This window comes from Arthrobacter sp. V1I9 (assembly GCF_030817075.1).
GTDB lineage: Bacteria > Actinomycetota > Actinomycetes > Actinomycetales > Micrococcaceae > Arthrobacter.
Window position 1 is genome coordinate 3,718,660 of sequence record NZ_JAUSYU010000001.1, and the last position, 22,680, is coordinate 3,741,339.

A 22,680-nucleotide genomic window follows, 5' to 3' on the forward strand; every position below is an offset into this window, starting at 1 on the left:
ATGATTGGCGTTCATTTATTAGAACTATAGCGGCTCGCTGCAGGGACCGGAAGTGCCGGATGGAATAATGCTGGAGACCCACCAGAGAAAGGCCAGTAATGCCGGCAGTACCAGCCACGCAGGGACGCTCCGCCGGAAACGCCGGCGCCAGGAGGCGTGCAGGGCGCCCGTCGGCAGCCCTGCTGGACAAGGCCGGGATCACGGCAGCCGCGCTGGAGCTCATCAACCGCAAGGGCTACGACGGCCTTACGATGGCGGGCCTGGCCAAGGAACTGGACGTGGCGCCGTCGGCCCTCTACAACCATGTCGCTGCCAAGCGGGACGTCCTGCTCCTGGTGGAGGACCACCTCACCTCTCTGGTGGACGTGTCGGATTTTGGGTCGGCACCGTGGGAGGACGCCGTGCGCAGATGGGCCTGGAGCTACCGCAACGTCTTCGCGGAACACACGCCGCTGATCCCCGTCATTGCCGTGCTTCCGGTGACTGACGCGCCGCAGACCCTCGCCATGTACGAGACAGTGAGCAAGGGTTTTCTCGACGCCGGTTTCCCACAGGAGCGCATTGTTTCCTCCATTGTGGCGCTGGAGTCCTTCATCTTCGGCTCGGCGTATGACGTAACGGCGCCCGAGGACATCTTTGATTCAGGGTCCATGGCGGAGTCCACGCCTCATTTCACCGCTGCCGTGCGGAGCGCCGCTTCCGGGAGCGGGGGACGGCCGGCCGATGTTGCCTTCGGGCTGGGGCTTGAGGCGCTGATTTCGGGGCTCGGCGCGTTGCGGGCGTAGGCGGTTTCTATCCGGTGGGGCGGCAGGGGGCCAGCGGGGCCGGGGCGGGCGTGGATGCCGCCAGTGAGCGGATCTTGGCCATGAGGGCCTTGGTCGCGGGGTCCTTTTCCAGCCTGGTGATTGTTGGGGCTGCTGCTGCTTTGAAAGCCTCGATGCCCTCTTCCGGTGCCGTGAAGATGGTCCCGCCGGCCCGACAGTATCCGACGGCCTCGGCTGCAGTAGCAGGCATCGATGCGGTGGCCCACGCACGGGTGGCGTCTGCTGCTTGCTCCAGGGTGCGGCGTTCTTTGTCGGGCAACCCGTTCAGCCGGTCCTGGTTGATGACCAGGGTATTGATTCTGGGATAGAGCGGGAGATTTCCCGTCACGGTCGTGGGCTTCGTCAGGGCACCGGCACGGGCGAAGGACGTTTCGGTCGCGCTCACCGCGTTTTGTGCCAGCGCCTGTGTGAATTGCTTTCCAGGCAAGGGCTTTGGCACCGCACCGAAGGACTCCAGCACCTCCTCGGCAGTGTCCGACCGGGGGGCGCGGACGACCTTTCCCTCCAGGTCGGCGGGATCCCTAATGGGTTCCGCGAAGGAGAAGAGATGCCGCTGGCCTTCGGGAAACAGGGCAAGCCCGGTCAGTCCCGCCGGTGTGAGTCCGGCCAGCATCGGGTCAGCGAAGCCAGGGGCAACAACCTGCTTCAGCACGTCATCATTGCTCACGAGGAACGGCGCAGAGAGTGCGTTGAACGAGGTGACTCCTTCGGCTTCCCACGTCTGTGTGGGGATCAGGGCCAGGTCGACGTCTCCTGCCTGCACCAGCTCAAGGACGGCCTGGTTCCATGCCTCGGTGGCGTCACCCGCGGCCTGGAGTTGTGTATCAATCTTGATGCTGCCGTCCGGGGAGAGTCTCTGGACTTGCCGGACGAATTCTGCCAGCTGCGCTGCCCCGGGCTGCCCAACGCCGTAGGCCGTGGCAACGGTGAAGTAGGTTGGGTTATCCGCTGCCAAATCCGGCGCCTCCGGCGCTCCGCACGCTGTAGTGATGGTGATAAGTGCGGCAATGGAGGCTGTCGCCATCACGCGCCTGAACGGATACATGTTGACCTCTTCCCGGTCCAACTCCGCCGCTTCAAGAGGGTGGCGGATTGGACTATAATCAGCAAATTTACGCCCGGCGGGTCCGGGGGAACAGGGCGGCGAATAAACTGACAGGAAACTCCCAGCCAGGCCACGCGCATCGAGGACCGCCAGCCGGTGGACCTGCTCGCGGGGCACTCCGTACAGCTGGCCCTGGCAAGGGCAAGCGGTAAGAGTAACGGCAAGCCGACCACCATCCGCGTGGCCGCTGAGCTGGTGGAGCGGTCCAGCGTCTCCCGGCCATAAGGCTCGCTGCTATGCCGCTGCTTCGGCATGCGCTTCGAAGTAAACCTGTTCCACAATAGCCGGACCATCTCTGGAAGGGCTCACCGTCTGGAACCGGACGGCCGCGAAAACGGAACCACTGGTAAGGCTTGGGGCTCGGGCCGCCGCCGACGTCGTACTCACCATCCTGCCGGACCTGGAACAGGTTGAATCCCTGCTGGCAGGCGATAACGGCCTCCTGGCAGGCTGGGCCGCCAAGGGGATCAAAGAGCCCGTCCTGGTGGTTCACGGCACGGTGTCGCCGACTGCGGTAGCGGCCTTCGTACAGCAATTGTTCCGGGACCATGGGGTGCGGGTTCTTGATGCGCCCGTCAGCGGCGGCACCGCCGGCGCCGAAAACGGGACCCTGAGCATCATGGTGGGCGGGGACGAGCCGGTGGCCCGTTCTTTGGAGCCGGTTTTCCAGGCGATGGGCACCACCGTGCGCTACATGGGGCCTGCCGGTTCGGGGGCCTTGGCCAAGGCCTGCAACCAGGTCATTGTCGCGGCGACGGTGACGGCCGTGTCAGAGGCGATGCTGCTGGCCCGGTCCGGCAATCTGGATCTCGCGGTGATGCTTGAACTCCTGCGCGGCGGGCTCGCCAACTCTGAGGTCCTCCGGCAAAAAGGAGAACGGTGGCTCACGGGCGACTTCACGGGCGGCGGCAGCGCCCGGAACCAGCTTAAGGACCTCGGTTTTGTGCTCGACGCCGCGACTACGCGCGGGCTCGAGCTCCCGGTGAGCACTGCCGTCAATGAACTGTTTGAGGAAATGGTCGCTAACGGCGACGGGGCACTGGACCACACGGGCATCCACGAAACCCTCGCTAAGCGCTCCCAACAGGTGGCAGAGAGGTAAGCGTCAGATAGTGCTACCTTGCGGTTGGTACAGCCGTTCCATAGGTGTAAGTCGCCTTGCCAGCGGTGCTGAGATCAATGCGACCACCCTGATAGTTCTGCGACATTCCCTTGGAAGTCTTGTAAGCATCTGTCTTCGGGTAACCGAGGCGACCGTTCTCGTAACCGGCCTTACCCCAAGCGGCATGCATCGCTCCGGTTGAGAGGCGGGCACCCGTCGTTGGAGACCAGTAAATCAGGCCACCACGGAATGTCTGGTAGTAACCGCCATTCTTGATCTTGGTCATGTTGTTGCTGGCTGTACCTAGCCAGCTTGCTCCTTGCCAGCGCGCACCGATGGCTCCGGACTGGGCAAATGCGGCCTTGCCATTCCATGTGATGGAAATGCCGTTCTGGAACTTCTGCGCCCTGCCGCCCGGAACTGCGTACTCATCGGTTGTCGGGTAACCATAGGAGCCGTTGTAAGCTCCTGCGCTTGCCCACCTATTACGGATGGCACCACCGGAAATCTTCGCGCCTGTAGCAGGTGACCAGTAAATGCCGCCGCCCTGATAGGCGCGTCCCGCCCCACCGTTCTTCAATCCAGCAAGTTCTTTGTTGATCGGGCTTTTCAGACCTCCAGCGACACTGCCTGAAGCCGCATACTTGCCCATGATCGCGCCAAACGGGTTGCTGGAGTACGGAGTGAACACGTCATCCACCGCTCCCATGATGATCCTGTCACCAGGTCGCGCTGAGCGGAGAAACCGTGTGGTTGTAGCAAGGCTCGTGGATACACAACCTGCTGACGTGGTGCGACCAGCATGCAGGAAGATCGCATACGAAGCGCCCTGCGTCACTTTCATGTCAGGCGCGCGGTTGTAGTTGATAACTGCTGCCTGCTCGTAGTAACCCTGATTCATGTACGTCCAGAGGTTCTCGTCCGAGGGTCCACCGCGACCCTCGAAGTACTGGTTGTAGGTAGCTCCGTATTCGCCACCCCAGCGCGAGTTGGAATTCACCTTGTAGTACTTCAACGACGTGCCCGGATTGGAGCGGCCAAGCGCCTCGGTGACGCTGTAGGAACCAGTCGGAGACTTGAAAGTGTTCTCCCATGTCAATCCCGGCGCAGCGAATCCTTTGAGACCGACGTAGCCCCAGTCCTGCCACTCCTGAACGTAAGTGTTCCCGCGCCGCACGCAGCTGGTGAGGGTGACAACGTTGGCGTCTCGTGTCACCGTGGTGGCAAAAGTGACACGGTTTGCTCCGAAGGTGGAGTATTTGGTTTGACCCGACGTTGCGCGTGCGCAGGGGTTATAGACCTGGGCCGCTGCCTGTGCTGCCGGTGCGGGTGCCACCAGAAGCGCCGCAGCACCGACAAGCGCCGCAACAGCGAAATTGGTGATCTTCTTTACTGACATAGGGAGTGACTTTCCGGTCAAAAGCAGCTAGAAAGCTTTCTAGTTGCCGTCAATATAATGCATCACAGGCTGCATATATACTCTGATGAATTGTTTGTAATCTTGGGGGAATTCGTGGGCCGTGGTGTACGTGCTGTCATCTCTGCAGGTTTCGCCGCGTCCGTGGTTTTGTCAGGCACGCTGGTGGCATTTCCAGCCATTGCGGTCTCGTCGTACCCCTGCGGAGCAGAATCTTCTGCGACCGTGGGCAGCCTCGAATCCCTGGCATTACCGGCAACCGTTCTTGCCGGTGACGCGGTGCGGATGCCGGTCAGCATTAGATGCGAGGGGGATCAGCAGGCCGTGCTGGCCCACATGCATCTCACGTTTGAAAACGATCAAGGCATCACCACGAAACTCAGCGTAAACAAGGCCGGCATCACAGCTGAGGCAGCCAATGGTGGGTCCACGGCTTACACCGTGACCATTCCCGCGCCGGAAGGGTCCTTGCCTGAAGGGCTGCAGCGGCTGACCCTTGTCACCCCGGTGATGGAAATGGTTCCGCGCTTCCCCACGGGAGCCCAGCCACCGCTCTACTCACGGACCATTCACCAGCCGTACTTGTCGCTGCACCGCACGGCAGGATGGGAAGTCCGGGTGGGCCATCCCACCCATGCTGCCCCGACGCCGCAGGTTCCCTGGGCGTTCAAGGCCGGGGTTCCAGCCGGGGTTCGTTTCCCGGCGTGGGGTGAGGGAGCGGTCCTGCGCTACCGCTGGCTCCTGGAGGACGGGACACTGGTGTCTGACGGAAGAGAATACATCCCGGCGTCAGGCAGCGTCTCGCGGATCGTCGTCACCGGGACCTGGCCGGACGGCACAGTGCACGAGCGGTCTTCACAGCTGGTCCGGAGCGTTGAAGGCGCCGGCGGATTCAACGACGTGACTGTTGGAGCGGCAAGGCCCTACAGCTACCATCCAGTACGGGTAGCCCGTACCGCCCCGGATCAGAGTACAAAGTCCGGATGGTATCGGCTGCGGTCCGACGGAAGCTTCCCGTCAACGCCGGAAGCGGCACCGGATTCCTGGTATCCCAAACCGACGGACGTAGGGCAGAGATTTCAGTTCATCGAAGCGGGGACCCGCGCGAAGGGAGCCTCTGCGGTTGTCGCGGTCGGTCCCGCACCCCTCCCAGAGGACCGGCGCAGCGGCTATGTCCATGGCGATACGCTCGTAAACGCAGTGGCGGAACTCCAGCAGAGACTCCAGCCCGGCTACCGGTTAACGGCTAACAATCCCTGGCCTACCGGGCAGGCAGTAACCTACGCTTGGCTGCGAAACGGGCAGACTGTTTCCGGTGCGACCACGGCGGCATACACTCTGAAAGCCTCTGACGCCGGAGCTACTCTTCAGGCAGTGGTTCGAACGGACAGTCCCGGCTATGCCTCCCATGAAGCCAAGGCCTCCGTGGTGAAGATCCCGCTGGTTAATCTGAAGTCCGCCGAACCGCTGGTCTCCGGAAGCGCACGCGTTGGAGTGACACTGCGGGCCTCCACCCCCGGGTGGACCGCAGGGACCAAATTTAGCTACCAATGGCTTAGAAACGGCCAGGCCATTCAGGGCGCGACAAGCTCAAGCTATACAGTGCCGGCGAGAGATCGCAACGCCGTACTGCGGGTGCGCGTCGTGGGCACGCAGACCTTTTACACGACGGTCACGAGGCAAGGCGCCCAGCACCTGATCAACACCGGCATCCTGACCGCCCCTACACCGCTAATAACCGGAACCCTGCAGGCAGGACGGACGCTATCAGCCCACGCCTGGGCGTGGACCCCCGGAACGCAGCTTCGCTATCAGTGGTACCGGAACAACCAGCCGATCCGGGGCGCCAACACAGTCACCTACCGCATTGCGGCCACTGACCGCGGTCAAGCTCTCAAAGTCCATGTACTGGGGACCAAGGAGGGGTACATGGGCCTTTCGCGAGCCTCTGCCCAGAAACGCGTCCAGCGCTGATCGAAGCCACGGTGGCGTGACTTTTGGGCCATGGATCGCGGGCGTGGTCCGGAGGGCGATGACATTGCTTGGACGCTTTAAATAAGTGGTGAATGTACGGCTGTTTTTCACCAAGTTTCCAGACTCGCCCATCAAGGTGGTGAGGGTGAAGTAGGGAAACTCAGGAGGAGCACCATGGGAACAACGTGCGGGAGTAGCGATGGACGCGAATCCTAGCTGGACGCACTCGGCCGCGTTCTTCTGGGTCGTCTGCATCCTGGTCTCGAAGCGGAATGACGTGGTCAAACCCTCGGAAGGAGGCGACAAAATCATGACGGAAACCAGCTATTTCATGGAAGAACTGGCCCCTGATCACCGGCTTCTGATCGATGTCCGGACACCCGGCTATGGGTACCTATTTACGCTTCCGCATACCCTTCACGACGGAACTCCGGTCGAGTTGTATGTAGAGTTCGACGGCCAAACTGCGCGAATCAATGACCAAGGCCTCGTGTCGAATCACTTGGATATGGCCGGGGTTGACCTCGGGAAAAAACACATAGCCACTGGGTGGAGCCGGATCCAAACGTCTGTGGGTTACGCCCCCGACTTTTCTGCCAGGCCATGGGAGCTTAGCGCCTTTGCTGAGCGAAGCCAGCTAAGTAGCGCCCTCTACGCGGTTGCGGATGCTGCCGTCCGTGCCGACGGGCTCAGAGTGCTTGCATCCCAGTACCAGCCACGCTCATTTTCGGAACGGGTTGAGCACTATGGGCCGGCGCTTGACCGTGGTGCCTCGAGCTGTCATTCCAGGAAAGTACGGCCAGAGAGTTGTTACCTGCTCGGTCGGCGTCAAGAAAGTCAACTACCTCCAGGCCGTGGGCGCTTCTGATCCGAGGGCTCCTCGGCCCGAAGGTGCTGCACTGAAGCTATCCGCGGAGCTCCGGCGCTGTCCGCTTACGCACTGGTGTCGAGGTAGCGCAGAATCGCCCGGGCCGTTTCCTCCGGAGCGCTGACGTGGGGGCAGTGCCCGGTGGCCTGAAGCTGCACCAAGGTGCTGTGTTCCAGATTCTTGTGCAGGTAGGCGCCGACTTCCGGCGGGGCAAGCCGATCGTCGGAGCACTGCAGAATCAGGCAGCTGGTGCGCAACTTTTTCAATTGAGGGCGGGTATCGGAGAAAAAAGTTACCCCGGCGAAGTGCCGCGCGATGGACGGATTTGTCCGGCAGAAGCTGGTACGCAGGTCTTCCGCTAATTCCGGCTCCTGCGGGTTGCCCATAACCACGGGCGCCAAGGCCGCGGCCCAGGCGAAATAGTTGCTGTCCAGAGCTGCCAGCAGGCCCTCGATGTCTTCCCGCGAAAACCCGCCCACGTAGCCGTCGTACGGGTCGTCCGTGTGACGGGGTGAAGGAGCAAGCAGGGCCAGGTGGGAGAAACGGTTGGGGTCTTGCACTGCGGCTATCACAGCGATCATCGTGCTGACACTGTGGCCCACCAGGATGACGTCCTCAAGTTCAAGAGCGGCACAAATCTCCAGCAGGTCCGCCGCGTACCCATCTAGGGATCCGTACTTTTCCCAATCGTAGGCGCTGATGTCAGAGTGTCCGGCACCAACGTGATCAAAAAGCACCAGCCGGTAATCATCAACGAAATAGGGCAGCAGCTTCCGCCACATAGCCTGATCGCAGCCAAAACCGTGGGCAAACATCATCACAGGCCCATCATCCCGGCCGATAATGGTGACATTGTTCCGGCCGATTACCGCAGCAACTCCTTCGATCACGTTCTCACTGACCCTCACGTAGGGTGGCGTCCTGTCCCAGATACTATCGACGGGAAATAGAGAATCCTAGGGATCCTCACACTATTACCAAGGTGACGTTGATTCAGCCCATTAGATGTGACCCGGCTTACGCGACTCCTCCGACAGGGACCACGATCGCGATCAGAGCGTTGTCGGCCAAGCGGCAACGGGCATATACCCGGCATAAGCACAACGACCTTTGTGAATGCACCCGGGCAACGACCACAGAATTTGCCGCTCCTTTGACCCTGTTGGCCCCACCGCCGCCGGTCTAGGGTGAAGGGGACGGCTGGGAACGGCCCGGCTGTCCTCTCGCCCAGCGACAGGAGCCAAAGATGAGCCACCACATCAGCGCCATGCTCAACGCCCACCCGCAGGGGGACAAGGCCCCGAGCAAAGACAGCCTGGCCGAGTGTATTGCTGCGTGCTTCGAGTGTGCTCAGATGTGCACGGCCTGCGCGGACGCGTGTCTGGGTGAAGACATGGTCGCAGAACTCGCCGCATGCATCCGCACAGACCTGGACTGCGGCGATGTCTGCGCCGCGACAGGAAACATCCTGACGCGGCAGACCGGCGGACAGACATCCATCACCCTTGCCGCACTAGAGGCGTGCCGGGCAGCATGTGCCGCCTGCGCCGAAGAGTGCGAAAAGCACGCAGGCATGCACGAGCACTGCCGGATCTGCGCCGAAGCCTGCCGCCGCTGCGAAGCCGCCTGCAACACCATGCTGGCCTCAGGATAAGAGAATTTGGTCAACCGCTGGTTCAGACGGCGGTGTTCGTCCATGCTTCGGCCATTGAGTGGTCAGGCGGCATTCTTCCGGGTTAGGGCCGGCGAGGATTGCCCAAATTCTCCATAGTCGATAACGCCTTTGCCCCCGGACGGCTCGGCAATGACCGAACAGGAGATACAACAGCTAACTGCCGCGGCGAGCTTCAGTGCAGACGGGCTGTCTGCCAAGCGCCAGCAGTTGGTCAAGGGAGAGATCCTCCTGGCCTGTCATTCGGTTCTTCGCCCTCCTGCTTTGGAAGCCACTGAAGGGCTTCCGAAATTTCGCCGTCGACCGGCCGCAGCGGCGCGACCAGTTCCACGCGAACCTCCAGGACCGTTTCCGGTCGACCGTCGATCCCACTTCAACACGTTTATCCATGCCGCCTATCTTTCAGACTCCACTGGCCGGTCCAGGAGATCATGACCTCTCCCCCACCGTGGAACGATGGCTTGACGAATCATCACAATCGTCGTTTTGAAATTGCCGAGGGAGGGGCCGCATGCCCTTCGGGAGGTTCATCTCCGCTGCGGCGGAACGCGTTTTAAGCCAGCGGCTTTGGGTGCGGTCCTGACAGTTGTGTGGCAAGGCCCGAGAGCAGGATGCTCAGTCCTTGATCAAGCTCAGCGTCACCGTCGTACTGCGCGAGGACCGGCCCCAGTGCGCGCAGGTGCGGGAACTCTTTTGCCGGCAGGCGATGCAGGCCAAGGCGGAGGATGGCTTCGTTCTCGTCCGGGTCCACGATGTATTCCTGCAGTTCATTGAGGATGTGGCCGTAAAGGAACCCGTAGTAGGCGCGGTAGACGTGCAGGGCATCAGCGGGGTTGAAGCCTGCCGTTATCAGCAGCGCCAGGATCTGTTCCAAGGGGCGAAGTGTGCCCAGTGGGCGCAGGCCCAAAGGAGTGGACAGGGGGCGGGTGACCAGCAGGGGCACGACGTTGGGGTGGCGCAGGGCAAGGAGCCGGAGGTCGTGGGCGATCCGGCGCAGTTGGGCCTGCCAGTCAGGGTCATCGGCGAAGATCGCCAGTTCGTTCAGCACCATTTCGGTGACCCCGTCCAGCAGGGCTGCCCGGTTGGCTGCATAGCGGTAGAGACTCATGGGGTCCCGCCCCAGTTCCTGGCCCAACCGGCGCATAGTGAGTGCATCCAGGCCCTCGGCATCCACCAGCTTCAACGCGGCGGAAAGGACGACGTCCCTGCTCAGGCGAGCCTTCCGGGGAACTGGGCTGTTGGGAGTGTGCTCGGGGGAAGCCATGGAGGAACCGTCCTGTTGATTGCGTCAGGCCCACCCCATGTTTACGGATGCGTAAGCTTGCTTATTATCTAGTCTACGCGTAACGTCTACAGCGTAGAGAAGTTGTCGACATGGTTTCAGTACAGGGATCAGAGTTTGCATAGCCGCTCAGGGCTGCTCACATCACCCAAGGAGAACCACATGACGACCCAAACCCAGAACACGCACACCAGCACCGTCCGCAACGCCAATGACATCAAGATCTCGACCCGGACCCTCGAGTTCGCTGTCTACGTCGCTGCAGTGATCGCCACGATCATTACCGCGGCCGTTGTTGGGGACGACGCCAGCGAAAACGGCGTCGATGTTTTCAACGCCAATGACGCGATGCAGTACATCACTTGGCTCACTGTCGGTCTAATGATCGCCCGCGGCCTGGCCAAGGCCGGCAACCGCGTCCACAACAACCACGCCTAAACGCGCGCCCTCCCGGCCCCGCCGGGAATGCTGATCCTGGCGCAGCATCCACACGGATGCTGCGCCAGAGTCATCTGCTTCACCTTATGTATTAGCCTGCCGGAGCAACACTGACCTCATGGTCCCGGCAGTACGCTCAATGTCCCGTGCAAGGCATCTGAGTTTTTAGGCCGCTGTAGCCGAACGGCGGAGATCTGCACCGTAGTGAAAAGAGCCCTCATGGCACATTCACAGTTCGACCAGTTCCTCAGCGAAGCCACCTACCTTGACCGGGAGTGCGATTCCACTCTCAACGGGGATTCCCTTTACGGCTTGTACACCAGCTGGTGCTACCTGTCCGGTACCACCCCGAAGGCGGAGCGCACCTTTTGGGCCGCGATGAACCAGCGCGTCAGCCCCGGCCAGTGCCTGAAGATGAAGGGCCCGGCCGCTGCGGACTACATTCTCTCCAGCTACCAGGCCGTGGTCTGAACCTTCGGGCATGACCACATCCTCGAACACCTATATTCCCCGTGAGGCCCATCAGCCACGGGGAAAGCAGCCGTGGTGCGCCGGGTGCGACACCGACATTTATTTGGCAGTTCAATCCCCAGCCGTTAGCGACTGGCGAACGGGCATTCTCGCCGTCGCCCTCCACTGCTTCAAGTGCCGCCAGTCCAGAGTCTTTGACACCACCGCAGAACATATCGCCACCGTTCCACCCCGTTCGGCAAAGCCTGAGGACCTGTCTCACTGGAGCGGTGCTCACCTTCACTGCGGCGAACTCATGAATCTGCCTGGCCCTCGGGCCGAAACCATTTTTCGGACATTTCTCGGCCAGCTTGGCGCTCTGGACACTCTGGCGGCCTTCCTCACCATGAAGGTCATGCGTTGCCGGTGCGGGTTCCAGGTGGAACTGCCCCGCTAACCGCTACCCGCCTGGAGGGCCTCGCCGACGCCCCGGCCCACCAAGGACCCCGGAAGCATCGTCCATACCGGAAACAGCTAGACACGAGTCCTGCCCCGCCGCAAGCGGCCCGTACTACTGACCGCCACCGCCAAGACATCCGCGAAACGCTGGTCGACGACCGTTCGGCCCGTAACGATATGCGGGTCGATCAGAAAATCACAGAAAACCCACGGAGCGCGCAATGAGCACTGCACGGACCTTCGACTCAATCGTCGTCATTTTCAACCCCAACAGCACCGGTGATGCGCCCAAACTCGCTGAGGAGCTCAAAGCCAGCTTGGGGGACCTACTCCCGTACGCTGTCGACGTCGAACTCCAACCCACTGCACACGCCGGCCACGCGGTCGAACTTGCCCGTGAAGCAGCGGCCGGCGGCCGCAACGTGCTGGTCGTCTCCGTCAGCGGCGACGGCGGCTATAACGAGGTGGTGAACGGTGTCATGCAGGCGGGCAACCCGAACGCCGTTTGTGCCGTGAAGGCAGCCGGCAATGCCAACGACCACCGCCGGACCACACGCACCCAACCGCTTGAGGCAGCCATCGCCGGCGGCAACGTGCGGCGCATCGACCTCCTGAAGATGACAACAGGCGCGAACGGCCAGGTGCCGGTGGAATACGCCCACTCCTACATCGGATTCGGCCTGACACCGGTCATGGCCATCGACCTCGAAACAGGCAGTAAAGGCGCCTTGAAGGAGATGTTCTCCGTGATACGCACCTTCTCGAAATTCAAACCGTTCGAAATCCGGCAAGCAAACGGCAAACGACGCAAGTTCGACAGTCTCGTCCTGGCCAACATCGCCGAAATGGCCAAGTACGCCACTCTCAGCGAAGCCAACGACGCCGCCGCCGACGGAAAGTTTGAAGTAGTCATCTTCCCCCACCGGTCAAAGCTCCGCGTGCTGCTGACAGCGTTGCGGGCCGCCACCCAGGGCCTCGGGGACCAGCCCAGCGTCAGCAGCTACCGGTTCACCACCCTCAAACCCATCCCCTACCAAATCGACGGAGAAGTAAAATCCGTCGAAGCAAATACCCCGGTCACTATCGAATGTTCACCCGCCGCCCTCGCGACGCTCGGGTAACCGCACAAACAATCCACGTGGCCGGCTTAGATGCGGGAACCGCCGGCACGGCAGCATGGTTCGGGCACCAGCCCCAAGACCTTGCGAAGTCCTGATACTCCGGGAGGGCTCGGCTATTGCACCGCCCTGACGGGGGGGTGCCACAGCCGACCCGTAAACGCCGACGTCACAGGCAGCAAGAGGAAGGCACCGTCCAATGCGCCACCTTGCGTCATAGATAGCAAGTGTGCTTACTATCTAATTAGTAAACATGCTTACTATCAAGCAGAGCGCGCGATCGTCAGCAACAACTGACCATGGAAAGAGGGTAATCATGACCGAAAACCAATGGACATCCGTTCCCGGGTCCGCACCAGTGGATCCCAGTCCCGTGACACCGGACTCCCCTGCGTCGAGCAAATCCGAAGCAGTCAAGGATGAGGCAGCCCACGTCGCGGGGCAGGCCAAAGAGGCAGCCCAGGGTGTCGCCCAGACTGCCAAGGAGGAAGCTGCAAACATCGCTTCCGAGGCCAAGTCCAGTGCGCAGGACCTGCTGTCGCAGGCGAAGTCGGGGCTTTCCAGCCAGGCCGGCACCCAGCAGCAAAAGGCCGCCGAAGGCATCCGGGCGATCTCCAGCCAGCTCCAGAGCATGGCTGACGCTCCTGATCAGCCGGGCCTCGCAAGTGACCTGATCCGCCAGGCAGCCCAGCGCTCCGAATCTATTGCTTCCTGGGTCGAGAACAGGGAACCGGCAGCCATGCTGAGTGAACTGCAGTCCTTCGCCCGCCGCAAGCCGGGCACGTTCCTGCTTCTTGCCGCGGGGGCAGGTATGCTCGCAGGCCGCCTCACCCGCGGCCTCACTGCAGTGGCCACCGCCCCGGCAACCGACGTTGACGTCCCGCCCCGGCCTGTCCAGCCCCCGGCTACCGAAACGGTCGTCATCGCCGGTATCGGGGAGCCCTTCTACGACGAGCCGACCACCCCGTCCACATACACCAGCCCGACGACGCCTGCGGCCAGCCCGCTGGGCAGCCCGGAACTGGTGGACGAGGAGCCGTGGTCCGGCAACCGGTCAGCTGAGGACCCCCTGGGTGACCCCCGGCTTGCCGCTGATCCGTTCGATGACGATCCGCTCGCCCGGGACCGTCGCGCCGGCGGGCAGTCAGGCGGACTCTAATGAGCAGCCAAATACCCGAGCCCCCGCCAAGTGAGGCGCATGTGAAGGCGGATAACGCGTCGCTGGGTGAGTTGCTGGGTGATGTCACCCGGGACCTGTCCACCCTGATGCGCCAGGAAGTCGAACTGGCCAAGGCCGAAGTGAAGCAGTCCGCCACCAAGGCAGGCAAAGGCGGCGGCATGCTCGCCGGCGCCGGCGTCGCCGGGCACTTCGTCCTGGTCTTCCTGTCCCTGGCACTCATGTTCGCCCTGGGCGCGCTGATGCCGCTGGGCTGGGCCGCCGTGATCGTCGCCGTGATCTGGGGCATCATCGCCGCGGTCCTGGCCTCGATCGGCCGCAAGGAACTCAAACAGATCAAAGGCATCCCCCAGACCAGCGAAACCCTTTCCGAGATTCCCCCAACCCTAAAACCAGGTGAGGTAAACCGATGAGCGATAACCCGGACGCAATCCGTGCAGACATTGAAGAAACCCGCGCCCGCCTGGGCACCAACGTGGACGCGGTCGCCGACAAAGTCACCCCCTCCAACATCGTCCACCGCCAAACCGACAAGGTAAAAGACGCCGTCGTCGGGGTGAAGGAGAAAATCATGGGAGCAGCAGACACCGCCACCACCACCGTCCAGGACAAGGTCTCCTCCGGCACCGGCCACACCGGGAACGCCCTGCACAGCACCGGCGACTCCCTCCACGGGGCCAAGGACAACGTCGCCGCCAAACTCAGCGACGCAGGCACCGCGATCTCGCACGCACCGGACCAGGTCAAAGCCAAAACCCAGGGCAACCCCCTGGCCGCCGGCCTGATCGCGTTCGGCGCCGGGATGCTCGTCTCGTCCCTGATCCCGGCCAGCCAAAAGGAACGCGAAGCCGCCCAGCAGCTCAAAACCGCCGCCGAGCCCCTCGCCGGCAAGGTCACCGACGCGGCCAAGGACATGGTCCAGGACCTGAAGGAACCAGCCCAGGAAGCCATGGAAAGCGTCAAAGCCACCGCCGCTGACGCCGCCCAAAACGTCAAAGCCGAAGGCCAAAGCGCCGTCACCGACGTCAAAGACCGCGCCACCGACGCCAAGGACAACGTCACGAACGCGTGAGCGGCCAGGGAAAGGTTCCCGTGCCGCCCCCCAACCCGGCGGGGCGGCTACCGGACCCGAAGCAAAAGCCGGGGCCGGAGCCGGAGCAGTTTCACGCCGGCGGCCCCCGGCACATGAATGCTTTGCCGCACCCCGGCCCGGAGCAGTGGGCCACGCACCGGCTCGTCAGCATCGCCGCGCGGCTTACCGAACGCCGGCTGAACCGGCAACTGGCCCGCCTCAAACTCACGAAGGGCGGACTGGATGCGCTCGAAGCGGTTGCGGAACTGCAACCCGCCACCGCCACTGATGTCGCGGCCATGCTCTGCGTGAGCAGGCAAAGCCTGGGAAAGGTCCTGCGGCGCCTTCAAGAACTCGGGTTCCTCGCCAAGGAACGCGCAAGGGATGGCCGAAGCGCCAACATCCGCCTCACCGAAGCCGGTCAGGCTGCCCTCTCCACGGCCGAGGGCCTGGTTCAGGCGCTACCCGAAGCCGACGCCGACGCTGAGTTCCGCCGCCAACTCGAACAACACATCACCCAACTCAGAAACACCGAGCACTCTTCACTCCCCCGCAGTGGAACCCGCGGGCGCCGCCCCGGTTCCCTGGGATTCACCCGGACATCACAAGCACACACCCCAATGAGCCAGGAGCACACCAATGACCACAACAAACCGCACGACCGGACCTAAAACAAAACTCCAAAAAGCAGCCCAGGCAGTAGGCGCGGTCTTCCTGCTGGTGGGAATCCTCGGCTTCATCCCGGGCATCACCAGCAACTACGACACGCTCTCATTCGCCGGACACGACTCCGGGGCGCTGCTCCTGGGCATCTTCCAGGTCTCGGTCCTGCACAACATCGTCCACCTCCTCTTCGGCGTCGCGGGGATCCTGATGTCGCGCATCAACGACCAGGCGCGGAACTTCCTGCTCTACGGCGGAGTCATCTACCTGATCCTCTGGCTCTACGGACTCATCATCGGCCACGACACCCCCGCCAACTTCGTCCCCGTCAACAACGCAGACAACTGGCTTCACTTCGTCCTCGGCATCGCCATGATCGCCCTGGCCATCCTGCTCTCCCGCGAAACGTACCGCAGCCGGGGTGCAACCACCCGTTAAGAGCAGAACCACCGGGCTAATCGCCAGGTTCAAGAACGGCCTTCGGCAGCCTTCGGCTCCCGGGGGCCGTTCTTACCTCCAAGGCAAAGCACCCGCAGCGTAGAACAGTACCTGCAGCGGTGGTGGATAGGGCAGGTGCGCCTGCGTTAGGATTTTCGTATCAAGGGGAGTACTCCCGTCTGCGATTGACCCGTCACTACGGATGCACCAATGCATCCCGGGTCATCGGTTCCGGTTATGTCCGGGCGGAGGAGACCTTGGCGCCTATGTCCGACGCCTACCCTTTGGAGCGCCCCTCATGCAGGTCACACCCCTGATTTGGTTAATCACCATTGCCGTGACGATCCTCTTCTTCGTCTACGAGTTCTTCGCACACGTTCGTAAACCCCACGAACCGACCATCGGCGAATCGGCCCGCTGGTCCGCCTTCTACATCGGCCTCGCGCTGCTGTTCGGCGTCGGCATCGGAGCGGTCTCGGGCTGGACGTTCGGCGGCGAGTACTTCGCGGGCTATCTCACCGAGAAGGCCCTGTCGATCGACAACCTCTTCGTCTTCCTCATCGTGATGGCCGGCTTCGCGGTACCGAAAAAGTACCAGCAGAAAGTGCTGATGATCGGCATCATCATCGCCCTGATCCTCCGCGGCGGGTTCATCGCCATCGGCGCGGGACTGATCGAGAACTTCTCGTGGATCTTCTACCTCTTCGGCGCCCTGCTGCTCGTGCTGGCCTACAAGCAGGCGTTCGGCAGCCACGACTCCAACCCGGCCGACGGCAGGTTCATGGGGTTCGTGCGCCGCGTTCTGCCTGTGACCGACGAGTACCACCAGGACAGGCTCACCGTGAAGAAGGGCGGCACGCGGTTCGTCACGCCGATGCTGCTGACCATCATCGCGATCGGTTTCGTGGACCTCATCTTCGCTGTCGATTCCATCCCCGCGATCTACGGCCTGACCAACGAGGCGTACATCGTCTTCACGGCCAACGCCTTCGCGCTGATGGGCCTGCGCCAGCTGTTCTTCCTCATCGGCGGACTGCTCGAACGACTGATCTACCTCGCGCAGGGACTCGCCGTCATCCTCGCGTTCATCGGCGTAAAACTAGTTTTCCATGCCCTGCACGTCAACGAACTGTCCTTCATCAACGGCGGCCAGCCGCTCCTTTGGGCGCCCGAGATCCCCATCTGGTTCTCACTGCTGTTCATCGGAATCACCATCGCCGTCGCCACCATCGCGAGCCTGCGCAAGACCCGCGGCGACGCGGAGAAGAACGACCGCCACCAGGTGGACGGCGAGCAGGTGACCGCAGCTGACGCGAAGGGCCGAAAGGCGGAATCTGACGCCGCCGAGACCACGAGTGCCACAGCAGCGGGGACCGTCAAGTAGTAGCAGTGCGGGGCTGCGACAGGGGCAGCCGGAGGGAGCAGATGAGTAGCTGAGAAAGATTAGCTGCAAGAGAAAGGAGGCGGTCAACGGACAGCGATTTGGGTACGCGCGGGTCAGCACGCTTGACCTCGACGACCTGCGGGCTCTGGTCCAGAGTCTCACCCGCAAAGGCGTGCGTGTGGAGTTCGTCAAGGAGAGCTTTTGTGCATACGTATACATTTTTTCGGTAAAAGTCTTGTGCGCTCAAATGTATACGTATACAGTTGTTGATCAGGCAGACCTGAGTGTCTGGTCCGGGGCGCTACTAGGGTCGCCCATCAATGACGATGGAAGGTAAATCCTCATGACAGTTACAGCAGCAATCAGCTCGGCCGTGGACTCCGTGATGTTGAAGGAGCCGGCCCAGAACAGCATCAACCGGGGCAGCACTCCCGAGGTGCGCGCCACCGTGGAGGGCGTCATTGCGGACATTCGTGAACGCGGCGACGCCGCTGTCCGCGAATACTCCGAGAAGTTCGACAAGTATGCACCCGAGTCCTTCCTGCTTACCAAGGAGCAGTTGGACGAGATCATGGCCCGCGTTCCGGAACAGACCATCGAGGACATCAAGTTTGTCCAGGAACAGGTTCGGACGATGGCCCAGAAGCAGCTTGAGTCACTGAGCGACTTCGAGATCGAGACAATGCCAGGTGTCTTCCTGGGCCAGAAGAACGTTCCCATCCAGGCCGCCGGCGCGTACATCCCGGGCGGGAAGTACCCGTTGCTGGCCAGCGCGCACATGACCATCATCACCGCCAAGGTCGCGGGCGTGGAACGCGTCGCTGCCTGCACCCCGCTGATCCAGGGTGAAGTCCCCGACGCCACCGTCGCTGCGATGTATCTGGCCGGCGCGGACGAGATTTACCTCCTCGGCGGTATCCAGGCCGTTGCGGCCCTCGCCATCGGCACCGAGACCATCAAGCCGGTCAACATGCTGGCCGGACCCGGCAACGCCTTTGTGGCAGAGGCCAAACGCCAACTCTTCGGCGAGGTGGGCATCGACCTCTTCGCCGGTCCCACAGAAGTGCTGATCATTGCCGACGAGCACGCCGACCCGTTCATCGTCGCCGTCGACCTCCTGTCCCAGGCAGAGCACGGCCCCGACTCACCTGCCGTCCTGATCACCACCAGCGAGGAGCTGGGCCGGAAGGTCATTGAGCACATCGATACGATCCTCGTGGACATGCCGACCCGCGACTACGCAGGTGCGGCCTGGCGCGACTGGGGTGCCGTCCACGTGGTTGAAAGCCTCGACGACGCCTACGTCCTGGGGGACGAGTACGCCTACGAACACGTACAGATCCTCACGGAAAACCCACGCGAAGCACTGGAAAAGATGCACGACTACGGCGCGCTTTTCCTGGGCGAAGGAACCTGCGTCTCCTACGGAGACAAAGTCATCGGCACCAACCACGTGCTGCCCACCCGCGGCGCCGCCCGCTACACCGGTGGCCTCTGGGTCGGCAAGTACCTGCGCACTGTCACCTACCAGGAAGTGACCAATACCGAATCCAGCGCCTTCTTCGGTGAACTCTGCGGACGCGCCTCCCGCGTGGAACGGTTCGAAGGACACGCCCGCTCCGGCGACGTCCGGGCCGCGAAATACCGCGGCACCACCCTGCCCTGGTCCGACCATACCTTCGGGAACTGACAAGAACCCCCGATCACTTTCTCAAGAATCGAGTTTTGCCATGTCAGACAAGAAGTCCATGACAATGGAACAAGTCCGCCGACGGACCCTGTTCTCCGGCACCATCGGCGCGGTCGTTGAATGGTACGAGTACACCGTATACGCCACCGCTGCGGCGCTGGTCTTCGGACCCCTCTTCTTTCCCGCAATGGATCCCAGCATTTCCCAGATCGCGGCCCTGGCAACGTTCGGTGTCGGATTCATTGCCCGCCCCCTGGGCGCGTTCGTCGCCGGCCACCTCGGTGACCGGATCGGACGGAAATCGACCCTGATCCTCACATTCGCCATCATGACCGCCTCCACAGCACTGATCGGCATGCTCCCCACCTACGAGGCGGTCGGGGTGCTGGCGCCCATCCTGCTCTGCGTACTCCGCCTCGCCCAGGGCTTCGCCGTGGGCGGGGAATGGGGCGGGGCGGCCATCATCGCCGTCGAAAACGCGCCCAAAGGAAAACGCGGCTTCTACGGCTCCTGGCCGCAGATCGGCGTGTGTCCTGCGGGCTGCTCCTGGGCACCGCAGCCGTGGCACTGGCAGGCGCCCTGACAGGTGATGCCTTCACGACCTGGGGCTGGCGCATACCCTTCCTCCTGAGCATCGTGCTCGCCGCAGTCGGGCTCTACATACGACTCAACGCAACCGAGAGCCCGGAGTTCCTTGCCGAGAAGGAAAAGATGGCGAAGGAGGCCCAGCACCGCAAGGCGCCCATTGCCGAACTGCTCACGCACCACCGCAAGCCGCTGCTGATCGCCATCTTCGCCCGCTTCGCCGAGGCTGGAAACTACTACCTCTTCACCGTCTTCGTCCTCTCCTACGTCACAACAACACTGAAGGTTCCGCAGCACTACGGGCTGACGGCCGTCATGATCGGTTCTGCCCTGAACATCATCATGATCCCGGTCTTCGGACGCCTCTCGGACCGCATCGGCCGCAAGCGGACCTTCCTGCTCGGCGGCACGGCAATCGTGCTGACCGCCTGGCCAATTTTCGCGCTGGTCGGCGCGGGCCAGCAGCTGACCATCATCCTCGGCGTCGCACTGTTCCTGGCTTTGGGCCACGCGCTGGTCTATGCACCACTTCCGGCGCTGTACTGCGAATTGTTCCCCACCGCCGTGCGGTACTCCGGAATTTCCATCGGTTACCAGATGGCATCAATCCTGCTCGCCGGGTTCATGCCGGCGCTGGCCAGCGCACTTGTCCTTTGGAGTGGCGGCACCTGGCCTGTCGTACTGATCATCATCGCCTCAACGATCGTTGCCATGATCTCGGTTTCCTTCGCGAAGGAAACCAAAGACCTTGATCTGGCCGAAATTGGCAGGGACCCGGCCCTGACCGGGACGAAAGCCTAAGCGGCAAAACCAACCCTCACCAAGCAGTCGGAACGGCGGAGCCTGCACCAGCAGGAGCCGCCGTTCCGGCCATTCCAGCTTTCCTTGCGGCGCAGGCCGACCAGAAAACGTCATTGACCGACATCAGCCTCTGGAACTGGCGGCAGGTTCACGTAACGGTGTGGGCACCGGCCTGGTGGGGGCTCCGGTTGGCTTAGTCTGAAACGAACGCAATGCAGCAGTTCCGGTGCCCCCGTAACGGAACCAAACAACTCATGGAGGACGGCACGATGGTCACAAGCCGAGACGTGGCGGAACTCGCCGGAGTTTCCCAAGCAACGGTCTCCCGTGTGATGTCCTCCCCCGCGAAACTTTCACCGGCCACTAAAGCCCGCGTACAGGCAGCCATGGAAACCCTGGGTTACGTGCCGCACGCCGGCGCCCAAGCCATGAAGACCCGTCGGACCAACACCATCGGCGTCGTCGTCGCTGACCTCACAAACCCGTTCTACCCTGAAGTACTGGATGAACTAAGCCGCGAACTTGATGCCGCCGGTTTCCGTGTCGTCATCTGGAACGCCGGCGGTGGAAGCCACCACGACGCGCTGAAGGCCATCCGCGAACACGCCGTCGACGGAGTGATCTTCACGACCGCCACGGAAGATTCACTGGAGCTGCAGGCAGCCATCGAAAAGAACAGCCCCATCGTCCTCATCAATCGCGTGGTGGAAGGCCTGGACTGTGACCAGGTCACCAGCAGCAATACCGCCGGGGGCGCCGCCGTCGCCGATTACCTGCTGGCTCACGGCAAGACACACGTGGCCTTCATCGGCGGCGCGCAAAACGCCAGTACCTCCCGCGAACGCGGACGGGGATTCCTCGGAAGAATGGCCGAACAGGGCCACGCCGTGCCAGAACACTTCCGGTTCGACGGCATGTTTTCCCACGACATCAGCGCCCAGGTCACGAACAGACTGCTTGCCCGCGCCGACCGGCCCCAAGCCATCTTCTGCGCCAACGACCACATGGCCTTCGGTGCCTTAGACGCCCTTCGAGCCCACCAGATTCAACCCACGGACTGCTGGGTAATCGGGTATGACGACGTCGACATGGCCGCCTGGGACTCATTCAGCCTGACTACCGTCCGACAACCAAGCCGCGAAATGGCCCGCGCCGGAGCAGAAATGATGATCAACCGGATCCACGCGCCAAGAAGCGCGCCGCGCCAAATCAACTTCCCCTGCGACCTTATCGTCCGGAAAAGCACGGAACTGGCTGGCCGCACCGGCAGCAACTGATCCCGGTTTCCACCAACCCGGCAAGCCACTCGCCACACCTCGTACCCATCCCAAGCAGACGGCGCAGACGCACCACGACCACGACATTCCTGCAGATCGTGGTGATAAGTTCCTTGGCCAGGACCGCTTCAGGACTGGGCTCCCCCATGCTGGCACTACGTACGCGGTGCCAATAACAAACTGCTGTTCACGCCGGCGACACCTCTCTATACCTCTGGGTCAAGCGCCGGCCCATAGTGCTCAACCCGTTCGGAAAATGACCGTGGCCGGTACTGGGATGCAAGCACTCTGAGCCCGTCGGCACGGACGGCAGCATCCGCAACCGCGTAGAGGGCGCTACTTAGCTGGCTTCGCTCAGCAAAGGCGCTAAGCTCCCATGGCCTGGCAGAAAAGTCGGGGGCGTAACCCACAGACGTTTGGATCCGGCTCCACCCAGTGGCTATGTGTTTTTTCCCGAGGTCGACCCCGGCCATATCCAAGTGATTCGACACGAGGCCTTGGTCATTGATTCGCGCAGCTTGGCCGTCGAACTCTACATACAACTCGACAGGAGTTCCGTCGTGAAGGGTATGCGGAAGCGTAAATAGGTACCCATAGCCGGGTGTCCGGACATCGATCAGAAGCCGGTGATCAGGGACCAGTTCTTCCATGAAATCGCTGGTTTCCGTCATGATTTTGTCGCCTCCTTCCAAGGGTCTGACCACGTCATTCCGCTTCGAGACCAGGATGCAGACGACCCAGAAGAACGCGGCCGAGTGCGTCCAGCTAGGATTCCCTTCCATCGCTACTCCCAATCGCGGTCCTAAGCCTGGACCTTTCGGCAGCAATGTCATACGAGCTGAGGGTGGTCGACATCTGTGTTCTCTTACGGTTGGAGTTTGTTG

23 protein-coding genes and 1 pseudogene are annotated in these 22,680 nt (G+C 62.2%); 19 read left to right on the forward strand and 5 right to left on the reverse strand.

Features of this window, described 5'->3' with window-relative positions:
• The first annotated feature begins 98 nt into the window (after nucleotides 1-98).
• Nucleotides 99-785 carry a TetR/AcrR family transcriptional regulator C-terminal domain-containing protein gene (locus QFZ70_RS17390; RefSeq protein WP_307097404.1) on the forward strand — a complete coding sequence of 229 codons (687 nt, stop codon included), beginning with the start codon at nucleotides 99-101 and terminating at the stop codon, nucleotides 783-785.
• 7 nt (nucleotides 786-792) lie between these two features.
• Here the strand turns inward: QFZ70_RS17390 and QFZ70_RS17395 are convergent, their stop codons facing one another.
• Nucleotides 793-1,848 (reverse strand): TRAP transporter substrate-binding protein, encoded by a 1,056-nt coding sequence (locus tag QFZ70_RS17395; RefSeq protein WP_307097406.1) that lies wholly within the window; start codon nucleotides 1,846-1,848, stop codon nucleotides 793-795.
• Between the two features lie 177 nt (nucleotides 1,849-2,025).
• On the opposite strand from QFZ70_RS17395, the gene QFZ70_RS17400 reads away from it, so the two are divergent.
• Both QFZ70_RS17400 and QFZ70_RS17405 read left to right on the forward strand, forming a co-directional pair.
• Complete coding sequence (locus tag QFZ70_RS17400) at nucleotides 2,026-2,154, forward strand: hypothetical protein (RefSeq protein ID WP_307097408.1); 129 nt, start codon at nucleotides 2,026-2,028, stop codon at nucleotides 2,152-2,154.
• 70 nt (nucleotides 2,155-2,224) lie between these two features.
• Complete coding sequence (locus QFZ70_RS17405) at nucleotides 2,225-3,031, forward strand: NAD(P)-dependent oxidoreductase (RefSeq protein ID WP_307097928.1); 807 nt, start codon at nucleotides 2,225-2,227, stop codon at nucleotides 3,029-3,031.
• A gap of 13 nt (nucleotides 3,032-3,044) precedes the next feature.
• On the opposite strand, the gene QFZ70_RS17410 is transcribed toward QFZ70_RS17405, so the two are convergent.
• A complete protein-coding gene (locus tag QFZ70_RS17410; RefSeq protein ID WP_307097410.1) occupies nucleotides 3,045-4,430 on the reverse strand; it encodes a hypothetical protein in 1,386 nt (461 codons plus the stop codon).
• A gap of 90 nt (nucleotides 4,431-4,520) precedes the next feature.
• On the opposite strand from QFZ70_RS17410, the gene QFZ70_RS17415 reads away from it, so the two are divergent.
• A complete protein-coding gene (locus QFZ70_RS17415) occupies nucleotides 4,521-6,422 on the forward strand; it encodes a hypothetical protein (RefSeq protein ID WP_307097412.1) in 1,902 nt (633 codons plus the stop codon).
• A gap of 933 nt (nucleotides 6,423-7,355) precedes the next feature.
• Here QFZ70_RS17415 and QFZ70_RS17420 read toward each other — a convergent pair.
• The gene (locus QFZ70_RS17420) at nucleotides 7,356-8,180 is read right to left on the reverse strand and encodes an alpha/beta fold hydrolase (RefSeq protein ID WP_307097929.1); all 825 of its coding nucleotides are present in this window, start codon (nucleotides 8,178-8,180) and stop codon (nucleotides 7,356-7,358) included.
• Between the two features lie 356 nt (nucleotides 8,181-8,536).
• Here QFZ70_RS17420 and QFZ70_RS17425 point away from each other — a divergent pair, with 356 nt between their 5' ends.
• Entirely contained in the window at nucleotides 8,537-8,944 is a 408-nt protein-coding gene (locus QFZ70_RS17425; RefSeq protein ID WP_307097413.1) for a four-helix bundle copper-binding protein, read from the forward strand.
• Between the two features lie 571 nt (nucleotides 8,945-9,515).
• On the opposite strand, the gene QFZ70_RS17430 is transcribed toward QFZ70_RS17425, so the two are convergent.
• Nucleotides 9,516-10,226, reverse strand: a complete 711-nt coding sequence (locus QFZ70_RS17430; protein WP_307097415.1) for a TetR/AcrR family transcriptional regulator C-terminal domain-containing protein — start codon at nucleotides 10,224-10,226, stop codon at nucleotides 9,516-9,518.
• 180 nt (nucleotides 10,227-10,406) lie between these two features.
• On the opposite strand from QFZ70_RS17430, the gene QFZ70_RS17435 reads away from it, so the two are divergent.
• From QFZ70_RS17435 to QFZ70_RS17495, 14 genes and pseudogenes are all read left to right on the forward strand, one after another.
• Nucleotides 10,407-10,682, forward strand: coding sequence for a hypothetical protein (locus QFZ70_RS17435; RefSeq protein ID WP_307097416.1), 276 nt, complete (start codon nucleotides 10,407-10,409; stop codon nucleotides 10,680-10,682).
• Nucleotides 10,683-10,901: 219 nt separating this feature from the next.
• Nucleotides 10,902-11,153, forward strand: a complete 252-nt coding sequence (locus QFZ70_RS17440) for a hypothetical protein (protein WP_307097418.1) — start codon at nucleotides 10,902-10,904, stop codon at nucleotides 11,151-11,153.
• 659 nt (nucleotides 11,154-11,812) lie between these two features.
• Entirely contained in the window at nucleotides 11,813-12,712 is a 900-nt protein-coding gene (locus QFZ70_RS17445; RefSeq protein WP_307097420.1) for a diacylglycerol kinase family protein, read from the forward strand.
• Nucleotides 12,713-13,025: 313 nt separating this feature from the next.
• Nucleotides 13,026-13,868 (forward strand): hypothetical protein, encoded by an 843-nt coding sequence (locus QFZ70_RS17450; protein ID WP_307097422.1) that lies wholly within the window; start codon nucleotides 13,026-13,028, stop codon nucleotides 13,866-13,868.
• Nucleotides 13,868-14,299 carry a phage holin family protein gene (locus QFZ70_RS17455; protein ID WP_307097423.1) on the forward strand — a complete coding sequence of 144 codons (432 nt, stop codon included), beginning with the start codon at nucleotides 13,868-13,870 and terminating at the stop codon, nucleotides 14,297-14,299. The genes QFZ70_RS17450 and QFZ70_RS17455 overlap by 1 nt, the downstream gene beginning before the upstream one ends.
• Complete coding sequence (locus QFZ70_RS17460; protein ID WP_307097425.1) at nucleotides 14,296-14,958, forward strand: DUF3618 domain-containing protein; 663 nt, start codon at nucleotides 14,296-14,298, stop codon at nucleotides 14,956-14,958. Before QFZ70_RS17455 ends, QFZ70_RS17460 begins: the two co-directional genes overlap by 4 nt.
• Entirely contained in the window at nucleotides 14,955-15,629 is a 675-nt protein-coding gene (locus QFZ70_RS17465; protein WP_307097426.1) for a MarR family winged helix-turn-helix transcriptional regulator, read from the forward strand. The genes QFZ70_RS17460 and QFZ70_RS17465 overlap by 4 nt, the downstream gene beginning before the upstream one ends.
• Entirely contained in the window at nucleotides 15,598-16,059 is a 462-nt protein-coding gene (locus tag QFZ70_RS17470; protein ID WP_307097428.1) for a DUF4383 domain-containing protein, read from the forward strand. Before QFZ70_RS17465 ends, QFZ70_RS17470 begins: the two co-directional genes overlap by 32 nt.
• A gap of 298 nt (nucleotides 16,060-16,357) precedes the next feature.
• Complete coding sequence (locus QFZ70_RS17475) at nucleotides 16,358-17,443, forward strand: TerC family protein (protein ID WP_307097430.1); 1,086 nt, start codon at nucleotides 16,358-16,360, stop codon at nucleotides 17,441-17,443.
• 124 nt (nucleotides 17,444-17,567) lie between these two features.
• A pseudogene (locus tag QFZ70_RS19025) lies at nucleotides 17,568-17,639 on the forward strand (recombinase family protein); the annotation flags it as partial.
• Between the two features lie 147 nt (nucleotides 17,640-17,786).
• A complete protein-coding gene (gene hisD, locus QFZ70_RS17480) occupies nucleotides 17,787-19,133 on the forward strand; it encodes a histidinol dehydrogenase (RefSeq protein ID WP_307097431.1) in 1,347 nt (448 codons plus the stop codon).
• Between the two features lie 40 nt (nucleotides 19,134-19,173).
• Nucleotides 19,174-19,716, forward strand: a complete 543-nt coding sequence (locus QFZ70_RS17485; RefSeq protein WP_307097432.1) for an MFS transporter — start codon at nucleotides 19,174-19,176, stop codon at nucleotides 19,714-19,716.
• Nucleotides 19,695-20,519, forward strand: coding sequence for an MFS transporter (locus tag QFZ70_RS17490; protein ID WP_307097433.1), 825 nt, complete (start codon nucleotides 19,695-19,697; stop codon nucleotides 20,517-20,519). Before QFZ70_RS17485 ends, QFZ70_RS17490 begins: the two co-directional genes overlap by 22 nt.
• 269 nt (nucleotides 20,520-20,788) lie before the next feature.
• Nucleotides 20,789-21,796 (forward strand): LacI family DNA-binding transcriptional regulator, encoded by a 1,008-nt coding sequence (locus tag QFZ70_RS17495; protein WP_307097435.1) that lies wholly within the window; start codon nucleotides 20,789-20,791, stop codon nucleotides 21,794-21,796.
• Nucleotides 21,797-22,002: 206 nt separating this feature from the next.
• On the opposite strand, the gene QFZ70_RS17500 is transcribed toward QFZ70_RS17495, so the two are convergent.
• Nucleotides 22,003-22,467 (reverse strand): DUF1828 domain-containing protein, encoded by a 465-nt coding sequence (locus QFZ70_RS17500; RefSeq protein ID WP_307097436.1) that lies wholly within the window; start codon nucleotides 22,465-22,467, stop codon nucleotides 22,003-22,005.
• Nucleotides 22,468-22,680: the final 213 nt, after the last annotated feature.

Coding starts and splice junctions, on each gene's coding strand:
- QFZ70_RS17390 (WP_307097404.1), top strand. CDS start 99: ATGCCGGCAGTACCAGCCACGCAGGGACGCTCCGCCGGAAACGCCGGC.
- QFZ70_RS17395 (WP_307097406.1), bottom strand. CDS start 1,848: ATGGCGACAGCCTCCATTGCCGCACTTATCACCATCACTACAGCGTGC.
- QFZ70_RS17410 (WP_307097410.1), bottom strand. CDS start 4,430: ATGTCAGTAAAGAAGATCACCAATTTCGCTGTTGCGGCGCTTGTCGGT.
- QFZ70_RS17425 (WP_307097413.1), top strand. CDS start 8,537: ATGAGCCACCACATCAGCGCCATGCTCAACGCCCACCCGCAGGGGGAC.
- QFZ70_RS17430 (WP_307097415.1), bottom strand. CDS start 10,226: ATGGCTTCCCCCGAGCACACTCCCAACAGCCCAGTTCCCCGGAAGGCT.
- QFZ70_RS17435 (WP_307097416.1), top strand. CDS start 10,407: ATGACGACCCAAACCCAGAACACGCACACCAGCACCGTCCGCAACGCC.
- QFZ70_RS17440 (WP_307097418.1), top strand. CDS start 10,902: ATGGCACATTCACAGTTCGACCAGTTCCTCAGCGAAGCCACCTACCTT.
- QFZ70_RS17445 (WP_307097420.1), top strand. CDS start 11,813: ATGAGCACTGCACGGACCTTCGACTCAATCGTCGTCATTTTCAACCCC.
- QFZ70_RS17450 (WP_307097422.1), top strand. CDS start 13,026: ATGACCGAAAACCAATGGACATCCGTTCCCGGGTCCGCACCAGTGGAT.
- QFZ70_RS17455 (WP_307097423.1), top strand. CDS start 13,868: ATGAGCAGCCAAATACCCGAGCCCCCGCCAAGTGAGGCGCATGTGAAG.
- QFZ70_RS17460 (WP_307097425.1), top strand. CDS start 14,296: ATGAGCGATAACCCGGACGCAATCCGTGCAGACATTGAAGAAACCCGC.
- QFZ70_RS17470 (WP_307097428.1), top strand. CDS start 15,598: ATGACCACAACAAACCGCACGACCGGACCTAAAACAAAACTCCAAAAA.
- QFZ70_RS17475 (WP_307097430.1), top strand. CDS start 16,358: ATGCAGGTCACACCCCTGATTTGGTTAATCACCATTGCCGTGACGATC.
- hisD (WP_307097431.1), top strand. CDS start 17,787: ATGACAGTTACAGCAGCAATCAGCTCGGCCGTGGACTCCGTGATGTTG.
- QFZ70_RS17485 (WP_307097432.1), top strand. CDS start 19,174: ATGTCAGACAAGAAGTCCATGACAATGGAACAAGTCCGCCGACGGACC.
- QFZ70_RS17495 (WP_307097435.1), top strand. CDS start 20,789: ATGGTCACAAGCCGAGACGTGGCGGAACTCGCCGGAGTTTCCCAAGCA.
- QFZ70_RS17500 (WP_307097436.1), bottom strand. CDS start 22,467: ATGACGGAAACCAGCGATTTCATGGAAGAACTGGTCCCTGATCACCGG.